The sequence below is a fragment of the Hyphomonas sp. genome (genome assembly GCF_040882205.1).
GTDB lineage: Bacteria > Pseudomonadota > Alphaproteobacteria > Caulobacterales > Hyphomonadaceae > Hyphomonas.
Genome location: NZ_JBBEBT010000005.1, coordinates 1 through 9103, shown reverse-complemented (window position 1 = coordinate 9103; position 9103 = coordinate 1). Strand labels below are relative to the sequence as shown.

The 9103-nt window shown below is 63.3% G+C and carries 8 protein-coding genes and 1 pseudogene; 6 read left to right on the top strand and 3 right to left on the bottom strand.

Annotated elements, in window-relative coordinates; genetic code table 11:
• Both WEA77_RS00220 and WEA77_RS00215 read left to right on the top strand, forming a co-directional pair.
• A partial coding sequence (locus WEA77_RS00220; RefSeq protein WP_368065861.1) for an NADPH:quinone oxidoreductase family protein occupies positions 1–772 on the top strand: 772 nt, incomplete at its 5' end.
• A gap of 1 nt (position 773) precedes the next feature.
• Entirely contained in the window at positions 774–1124 is a 351-nt protein-coding gene (locus tag WEA77_RS00215; RefSeq protein WP_368065860.1) for a hypothetical protein, read from the top strand.
• Between the two features lie 153 nt (positions 1125–1277).
• Here WEA77_RS00215 and dnaK read toward each other — a convergent pair whose 3' ends face one another.
• A complete protein-coding gene (dnaK, locus tag WEA77_RS00210; protein WP_368065859.1) occupies positions 1278–3170 on the bottom strand; it encodes a molecular chaperone DnaK in 1893 nt (630 codons plus the stop codon).
• A gap of 373 nt (positions 3171–3543) precedes the next feature.
• Between dnaK and WEA77_RS00205 the strand changes: the two genes are divergently transcribed.
• The 4 genes and pseudogenes from WEA77_RS00205 (at position 3544) to WEA77_RS00190 (ending at position 7668) form a co-directional block, all read left to right on the top strand.
• Positions 3544–4632, top strand: a complete 1089-nt coding sequence (locus tag WEA77_RS00205) for an aldo/keto reductase (RefSeq protein ID WP_368065858.1) — start codon at positions 3544–3546, stop codon at positions 4630–4632.
• 417 nt (positions 4633–5049) lie between these two features.
• Positions 5050–5964, top strand: a pseudogene (locus tag WEA77_RS00200) (glycosyltransferase family 87 protein); the annotation flags it as partial.
• 29 nt (positions 5965–5993) lie between these two features.
• A complete protein-coding gene (locus tag WEA77_RS00195) occupies positions 5994–6887 on the top strand; it encodes an SMP-30/gluconolactonase/LRE family protein (RefSeq protein WP_368065857.1) in 894 nt (297 codons plus the stop codon).
• A 112-nt stretch (positions 6888–6999) separates the two neighbouring features.
• The gene (locus WEA77_RS00190; protein ID WP_368065862.1) at positions 7000–7668 is read left to right on the top strand and encodes an alternative oxidase; all 669 of its coding nucleotides are present in this window, start codon (positions 7000–7002) and stop codon (positions 7666–7668) included.
• A 92-nt stretch (positions 7669–7760) separates the two neighbouring features.
• Here the strand turns inward: WEA77_RS00190 and WEA77_RS00185 are convergent, their stop codons facing one another.
• Positions 7761–8327, bottom strand: coding sequence for a nucleotide exchange factor GrpE (locus WEA77_RS00185; protein WP_368065856.1), 567 nt, complete (start codon positions 8325–8327; stop codon positions 7761–7763).
• The coding region (locus WEA77_RS00180) for a heat-inducible transcriptional repressor HrcA (RefSeq protein WP_368065855.1) at positions 8324–9103 on the bottom strand (780 nt) is incomplete at its 5' end. The genes WEA77_RS00185 and WEA77_RS00180, both read right to left, overlap by 4 nt.

Sequence of the window (9103 nt, the reverse complement as noted above, 5' to 3'; positions counted from 1 at the left end):
CGAGGGTGTCAGCCATGTGAAACCGGGCGACCGGGTGCTGGCATCCGTGGGCACGGGCGGCATGGCGGAGTATGCCGTGGCCGCCGCGCCGAGCGTGATGGCGATACCGGACAATATGCCCTTCGACGAAGCGGCGGCGTTCATGATGACCTATGGCACCTCCTACTACGCTCTGAAGGACCGGGCGAATCCGAAGAAGGGCGAGAAGTTGCTGGTGCTGGGCGCGGCGGGCGGAGTTGGCATCGCGGCGGTGGAGCTTGGCAAGGCGATGGACCTGGAAGTGATCGCGGCGGCCTCGACGCAGGGGAAGGTGGACTTCTGTCTCTCGAAAGGCGCCGACAAGGGCCTCGTCTATGCCGCAGAACTCGACCGCGACGGGCAGAAGAAATTCGCCGATGACATCAAGGCGATCTCCGGCGGCGGCGTCGATATCGTGTATGACGGCGTAGGCGGCAACTATGCCGAGCCGGCCGTGCGCGCACTGAACTGGGAAGGCCGCTTCCTCGTAATCGGCTTCCCGGCCGGAATTCCGAAACTGCCGCTGAACCTGACGCTTTTGAAAAGCTGCGATGTGCGCGGCGTGTTCTGGGGCGCGGCGGTGGCGCGCGATCCGAAGGCCCATGCGCAGAACGTCAAGGAACTGTTTGCCCTCTACAAGGACGGCAAGATCCGCCCGCATGTGTCGAACTCGTACCCGCTTGAGCGCGGCGGCGAAGCCATCCGTGAACTGATGGACCGCAAGGCAACCGGCAAGGTAGTCGTGCTGATCTGACATGGCGAAGGTGGCGGCCTCACCGGAGGCGCTGAGGGCGATCCTACTCGGACTGAAGGCGCCGAAACTGGACGAGCCCGTGAAATGGAGTGCGCCGAGTTATGCCGTGGGCGGGGCGCATTGCGTGACATTCAATTTCGGTGACCTGAAAAGCATCCGGCTGATCTTCCATTGCGACACGATGCGCAAGGAAACCAAAGGGGCGCTTCCGGCGTTCGATGACGCATTGCTGGCCTGGCAGTCCGGCATCCGTGCGATTGAAGTCTTGCGAAACATGGAGGAGATCGCGGCGGCGAAGAAGGTGCTGGCGGGATTTTTGAAGCGCTGGGTGAGGGAAGTTCTGGAAGCCTGATGCCGCTTAACCCCGCGCAGGCGGGGATGTCGTTCGGGTCTGGCGGCTCCTTGTCCCCGCCTGCGCGGGGATGAGCGGGAAACGGAAACCGGAAATGAAGAACCCCGCCGGATGCTTCCGGCGGGGTTTTGTCTGTGTGGGGAGGAAAGGCGCTCAGCCGCGCTTGTCGCCGTCGACTTCTTCGAAGTCGGCGTCGACCACGCCGTCGTCCTTGGCACCGTCGGCTTCGGCGGCGGCGGTGCCGGCGGCGGCATAGATCGCTTCGCCGAGTTTCATCGCGGCGTTCATCAGCGACTGGTGCTTGGCCTGGATGTCGGCGGTGTTGTCACCGGCGGCAGAAGTTTTCAGGTCTGCGATCGCCGATTCAATTTCGCCCTTGACCGCGTCGGACACCTTCTCGCCATGCTCGATCATCTGCTTCTCGGTCTGGTGAACGAGGGCTTCGGCATGGTTCTTGGCTTCAACCAGTTCGCGGCGAGCCTTGTCGGCGCCGGCATTGGCTTCGGCTTCGGCCATCATCTTCTTGATATCGGCTTCAGAGAGGCCGCCATCCGCCTGGATGGTGATCTGCTGTTCCTTGCCGGTAGCCTTGTCCTTGGCCGAGACCGAGACGATCCCGTTGGCATCGATGTCGAAGGTGACCTCGATCTGCGGCAGGCCGCGCGGAGCAGGGGCGATGCCCTCGAGGTTGAACTGGCCGAGCTGTTTGTTGTCAGCGGCCATTTCGCGCTCGCCCTGGGCGACCTTGATGGTCACGGCAGGCTGGTTGTCCTCGGCGGTCGAGAAGACCTGAGACTTCTTGGTCGGGATCGTCGTATTGCGGTCGATCAGGCGAGTGAACACGCCGCCGAGCGTTTCGATGCCCAGCGAGAGCGGGGTCACGTCGAGCAGCACTACGTCCTTGACATCGCCCTGCAGGACGCCGCCCTGGATGGCCGCGCCGATGGCGACGACTTCGTCCGGGTTGACGCCCTTGTGGGGCTCCTTGCCGAAGAATTTCTTCACCGCTTCCTGCACGGCCGGCATCCGGGTCATGCCGCCGACAAGGACGACCTCATCGATCTGTGAGGCGGTCTTGCCAGCATCTTTCAGCGCCTTCTGGCACGGATCTATGGTGCGCTTTACAAGGTCTTCGACGAGGCCTTCGAACTTGGCGCGGGTCAGCTTGATATTGAGGTGCTTCGGGCCGGAAGCATCCGCAGTGATGAAGGGCAGGTTCACTTCGTACTGCGTGGCAGAGGAGAGCTCCTTCTTGGCCTTCTCAGCTTCTTCCTTGAGACGCTGCAGCGCGAGCTTGTCGGTCTTCAGGTCAATGCCCTGTTCCTTCTTGAACTCGCCGGCGAGAAAATCGACGATGCGAAGGTCGAAGTCTTCGCCGCCGAGGAAGGTGTCGCCGTTGGTCGAGAGCACTTCGAACACGCCATCGCCGATCTCGAGGAGCGACACGTCGAAGGTGCCGCCGCCGAGGTCATAGACGGCGATGGTCTTGTTGCCGGACTTGTCGAGACCGTAGGCGAGGGCGGCTGCCGTCGGCTCGTTGATGATGCGCAGCACGTCGAGGCCGGCGATGCGGCCAGCGTCCTTGGTGGCCTGGCGCTGAGCGTCGTTGAAGTAGGCAGGCACCGTGATGACGGCCTGCGTCACTTTCGTGCCGAGATAGGCTTCAGCAGTTTCCTTCATCTTGGTGAGGATGAAGGCGGATATTTCCTGAGGGGAATAGTCCTTATCGCGGCCCTTGACCCAAGCGTCGCCGTTCGGCGCCTTGACGATGCTGAAGGGGCTCATCGCCTTGTCCTTCTGCGCGGTCGGGTCATCGAAGGTGCGCCCGATCAGGCGCTTGATGGCGTAGAAGGTGAAGTCGGGGTTGGTGACGCCCTGGCGGCGTGCGGGCTGACCGATCAGGCGATCGCCAGCTTCAGTAAAGGCCACAACGGACGGGGTGGTGCGTGCGCCTTCCGCGTTCTCGATGACTTTCGCCTGGCCGCCTTCCATCACGGCGACGCACGAGTTCGTGGTGCCGAGGTCGATACCAATGATCTTGCTCATTCTGTCTCTCTCTCTTCGTTAGCTGCCTTGGGCGGGGTTTGGGTTCGGTCTGCTCAGCAGCCCCGGCCGCCAATGGCTCTCTTCAAGTAACTATTTTGAGCGGTGAGGAGGCGGCTTGCGCCCACTCACCTGTTCGGTCGTCGATATGGGAAGACTGGGGCTGTGCTCAAGGGGCGCATGCACATTTGGATAGGTCCAGGCATGGGCGCCGTCTATGCCCGAGTCGGACTGGCTGTATTTGAAAATCATTCTCAAAAACTACTTACAAAGCGTCAGAGGGGTGGAACAGCCGGGGCGCGCGGCCTGAATCTTTATTCTATAGACGCCCTGCCAATCATTCCTATCTTGGCGGGGCAGCAGAAAAGGCGCCCCCATGAAATACGCTAAACTCGGACACACCGGTCTCGTTGTTTCGAAACTCTGTCTCGGTACGATGACATTTGGCGGCGACGGGGGCATCTGGAAGTTCATTGGTAAGCAGCAGCAGGAAGAGGCCGATGCGCTGGTGCGGACGGCCTTCGATGCGGGCATCAATTTCTTTGATACGGCGGATGTGTATTCGGCGGGCCGCTCAGAGGCGATCCTGGGGCAGGCGATCCGCAATACGGGGCTGCCGCGTGACGAAACGGTGGTGGCGACCAAGGTATTCGGCCGCGTCTCGACGCTGGTGGCGGAGGGGGCTGGCGCTGCCGAGAAAGCCGAAGCCGAGCGGCGCGAAAAGCACGCCCGCAATATTTCGGGGCTCTCGCGCAAGCATATCTTCGACGGGGTGGACGCCAGCCTCGACCGGCTTGGGCTCGACTATATCGACCTCTACCAGGTGCATGGCACCGATCCGCTGACGCCGATCGAGGAGACGGTCGAGGCGCTCGACGACGTCGTGCGGTCCGGGAAGGTGCGATATGTGGGCCTGTGCAACATGCCGGCCTGGCTAATCATGAAGGCGGTGGCCTATGCCGACAAGCGGGGCTTCAGCCGGTTTGAGAGCTGCCAGATGTATTATTCCATCGCGGGCCGCGACCTCGAGCGCGAGGTGGTGCCGCTGGCGAAAGACCAGAACCTGGCCATCCTGCCCTGGAGCCCGCTGGCAGGCGGATTTCTTTCCGGCAAGTTCAGCCGTGACGGAGCAGGGCCGAACGATGCGCGCCGGACGATTTTCGACTTTCCGCCGGTGGACAAGGAGAAGGGTTTCAACATCATCGACGTGATGCGCGACATTGCGGCGCAGAAGGGCGTGACCGTGCCACAGGTGGCGCTCGGCTGGCTGCTGCACCAGAGCCACGTGACCAGCGTGATCATCGGCACACGGACGATGGACCAGCTGGCCGACAATCTCGGCGCCGTGGATGTCGTTCTGGATGCGGCCGACCTCGCTGCGTTGGACGCTGTTTCGGCGTTGCCGCCCGAGTATCCGGGCTGGATGGTGGATCGTCAGGGCATGGACCGGCGCGGGCAGGTTTGAGGCGCCTTCCTGGGTGGATCGGAAAATCTTAGAACCACCTTGCTAGGGTTCGCCGCCAGGTACAGGAGTGATAGGATCTGGCTATAGACAGCCCGCGGGCGACAGCTGTCGATGCGCCAGCCGCCGGTTATGGGGGTTCGTCGAGGATATTCGTCTGCCTCTTTCTGTTTTCCCTAGCCAATGCCGCATTCTGGGTGGCGTCGCCCGCGGGTGTTCTTGAAGGCCTTTTTGCCGGCACGCCCTCGGCAGCCTTTGCCAACCGGGATTTCGCAAATTACTGGGTGTCTGGCCGTCTGGCCGTCTGGCGTTAGGAGGCGACCTGTCACTGCTCGCTGAACAGACGACGCATCAGGCCGCGTTGGAGGCCGCGTTCGGCATCTCCGGCATGGATCCGCGCGAGCATGGTCTTACCCCCCCCCGCAGATGCTGCTTGTGACGTGGCCGCTTTGCTTGCTCTCCTATGCGGCGGCCTGTGCCCTGTTCATGGCGGTGACCGGAGGCGGGTTCGTATGGATCGTCTGGTCCTTTGCGCAACGTGCGGACAGCGCGGATCGTCACATAGTGTTTATTGCCGCGCTTGGTCTGCTGGCCCCGGTCTTCGTGCTGCAGGTTCTTGCCGGGCAGAATGGATTGTTCTTTGGCGCCGCGATGTTGCAAGCCCTGCACTGGCGCAAGGCCCGGCCAATCGCGGCAGGCTTGATGTTCGCGGTGCTGACGATGAAGCCGCAGCTGGGCTTGCTGCTGCCTCTGTTGCTGCTGGCCGAGCGCCGCTTTGCCACGATCGCCTGGGCTGTTGTTTTTACGGGCGGTCTGATCGGCCTTGCGGCAGCAATATTCGGAGCGCCCGCCTGGGCGGCCTTCTTCCAGGTCATATTGCCCTACCAGCAATATGTGGCAGCGCATTGGGGTGGCCAGTTCCTCTACATGATGCCGACCTGGTTTGCTGCGTTCCGTGCGGCCGGCCTGGCGCACGCAACGGCGCTGGCGCTGCACGCCTGCCTTGCGGCGCCGCTGGTGCTGGCCTGCCTTTATGGAATGGCGCGTGCAACCAATGAGGAGACGCGCAGCCGCCTCCTGCTTGCCGGGACGTTCCTGCTGACCCCATACGCATTCAACTATGACCTTGGGGCGCTGCTCGCGCTGGTCGCTTTGCTGGTGGCAGGGCAATTGGTCCGGCAGGGTTGCAGCTGGAACCTGGCCTTGGCCGCCGGCCTTGTGATGGCGCTGCCGCTCTGGACCCCTTTGCTCGGCAGGCCGGACGCACTGCTGATCCTGCCGGTCTTTCCGGCGCTTCGGACAGGCCTGTTCACGAAGGCCGCACCCGTGCCATAGTCTCCCGAAATCCAACGGGGAGCCCGAACATGCGCACGCTTATCGTCACGTCCTTTGCGGCGCTCGCCTTGGCGGCGTGCGGCGGTCAGAGCCCTGAACAGGCGGCAGGGCCAGCGGTCGCGGCGACGGAGTTGGAGGCATCCATTGCCGGAGCGCGCTCGCTGGAATTGCTTTGGACGGCGAGCGGTTTCGAGCAGCCCGAAGGCGCCGCGCTGGCGCCGGATGGCAGCTATTTCATTTCGAACATCGGGCCCGGCGAGTCCGGCGCGCTGGACGGCAACGGCTACATTTCGCGGCTCAACGCCGATGGCTCACTGGCCGCCGCGAAGTTTGCCGAGGGCCTGCATGCGCCGACCGGCATGGCGGTGCATGACGGCGTGCTCTACGTCGCCGACCGCGACGGCGTCGCGATGTTCAACGCCGCCACGGGTGCCGCAACAGGCAAGGTGATTATGGAGGGCGTCGTCTTCCTGAATGACCTGACGGTCTGGAAGGGCGACATCCTCGTTTCCGATTCCGGCACCGCGACGATCCACAAGGTGACGCCGGAAGGCGCGTCCGTTTTTGCGACGAATGCCGGTTGGGCGGGCATCAACGGCATCCTCGGGGACGGTGACCGGTTACTCGTCTCGACGATGACCGATGGCAAACTGATTGACGTGCGTGCAGCAGATTCCGAGACGCTGATCGCCGCCGGCATGATCGATGCGGACGGTATCGGCCTCGTGCCCGGGGGCGGCTATCTCGTCTCGAGCTGGCCCGGCCAGATCCATCATGTCGGCGAAGACGGCGCCGTTACGCTGATGATTGACACGCAAGCCGATGGCATCCTGCAGAACGATCTCTCGGTGTTCGGAGATGTCGTGATTGTCCCGAACTGGGAGCCGGGCACAGTTACGGCCTGGAAAATTTTGGGGCAGTAGGCGCGCCTGCGACGGCTTGTCCGGGCAATGCCGGGTTGTCCGTAAGCTTTCCGGCACCATCCGCGGAGGAGAGGTGACCGCCGTGGCCATTGACGCAACTTCTCCCAAATCCATGCCTCTGGAGTACCGGCATGCGCCCCGCGACCTGTCAGACCGTGTGGCCTACGGGCTGACCAAGATGCTGCGCTTTTTTGCGGATGTGTTCTTCAGAAAGCGCTATGGGCACCGCGCGGTCGTGCTCGAGACGGTTGCGGCTGTGCCCGGCATGGTGGGCGGGATGCTCAATCACTTGAAAAGCCTGCGCCGGTTCCAGGATGACCGCGGCTGGATCCATACGCTGCTCTCGGAAGCCGAGAATGAGCGGATGCACCTGATGACCTTCATCGCCGTCGCGAAGCCGAACTGGTTTGAACGTGGACTGATCATTCTGGCGCAGGGCATCTTCTTCAACGCCTTCTTCGTGCTCTACCTGTTTGCGCCGCGCACGGCGCACCGGCTGGTGGGCTATTTTGAGGAAGAGGCCGTCATCAGCTACACGTCTTACCTCAACGAAATCGACGCAGGCCGGCTGCCCAACCCGCCGGCGCCTGAGGTGGCGATCGAATACTGGAAGCTTCCGGCCGATGCGACGCTGCGCGATGTGGTGATCGTAGTGCGCCAGGATGAAGCGGGGCACCGCGACGTGAATCACGCCTTTGCTGAAGAACTCGGCCGCAAGCCCAGAGGCGGCAGGCGACTTACCGATCCGGACGGCAAAAGCGAACTGGCGCCCGAGGCCTAGAGATCTGTTGGAATCAGATCACTTGCTGCAGGTTTTTTGAATTGTCGCGAAATTCTTTCGCTCAACCGGGGCCCACTTAAGCGGAATTTGCCTTAGTTCGCCTGCCCGAGGCTCACCGCCACCATGGCGGCGCGCAGGATGCGTTCGCCGATGCGCCAGCCGGGCTGGAAGAGTTCGGCGATGGTGCCGGCCGGGTGCGGGGAGGGGATCTGCGCGACGGCTTGGTGCACGTTCGGGTCGAACGGGCTGCCGGGGGCGGCGTCGATCTCCAGCACATTGTGCCGCGTGAAGACGGTGTGCAGTTCCTTCTGGGTCATCTCGATGCCGCCGAGCAGGTTCTTGCCGGCTTCGGTAAGCGTGTCGCGGTCCGCGTCGGGCAGGGCGGCGAGGGCGCGGGCGAGGTTGTCGGCGACGTTCAGGAGGTCACCGGCAAACTTGCCGATGCCATAGACGCGCGCTTCTGACACTTCGCGCTCGGCCCGCTTGCGGGTGTTGTCGAGGTCGGCATAGGTGCGCAGGAACTGCATGCGCAGCTCTTCCTTCTCGGCTTCGAGCTTCGCGATCACCTGTTCCGGCGTTAGTGCCGGCGGGCTGCCTGCGGGGGATTCGGCCAGGTTTTCCAGATCGGCAGTTTCGTTCGTGTTCGTTGTATCGTTCATGACTTTCCATCCTTGCCGCGCCGGCCAGCGAGAATCTCGCCGACCACCTTGGCGGTATAATCCACCATCGGGATCACCCTTGCATAATTGAGCCGTGTTGGCCCGATCACGCCGAGTGCCCCGATCACCTGTTTCGTGCCCCCCATATAGGGAGCCACGATCACACTTGAACCCGAGAGCGGGAAAAGCCGGTTCTCCGAGCCGATGAACAGGCGCACGCCTTCGGCGTCGCGGGTCGTGTCGAGGATTTCGAGCAGGCTCTGCTGGCGTTCGAGTTCGTTGAACAGCTGGCGTACGCGGTCGAGATCTTCGGCCGCCTTGGCGTCTTCAAGGAGGTTGGCGCGCCCGCGAACGATCAGGCTGCGGCCCCGGCCCGGCGCGTCGCCGCCCCATTGGGCGAGACCTGCCTCGACTAGCGCGGTGGCGGCGGTGTCCAGCGCGGCGCGGCGGGTGCGCAATTCGATGCGCACCTCAGTGGTCGCCTCCGCCAGCGTGCGGCCCTTGAGGCGGGTGGAGAGATAGTTACCGGCCTCGATCAGCGTCGTGAGGGGCAGGCCGTCCGGCACCTTGATAAAGCGGTTCTCGACATCGCCGTCTTCGGTGACAAGCACACAGAGTGCATCGCCGCCGGCGAGGGGCACGAATTCGACATGCCGTACCGGCGCGTCATGGGTGGGGGAGGAGACGAGGCCCGCCCCGCCGGTCAGGCCCGACAGGATCTCCGAGGCCTCGCCCATAACCGCGTCAAAGTCTGCGCCCGCCGAGGCGAGGAGCTC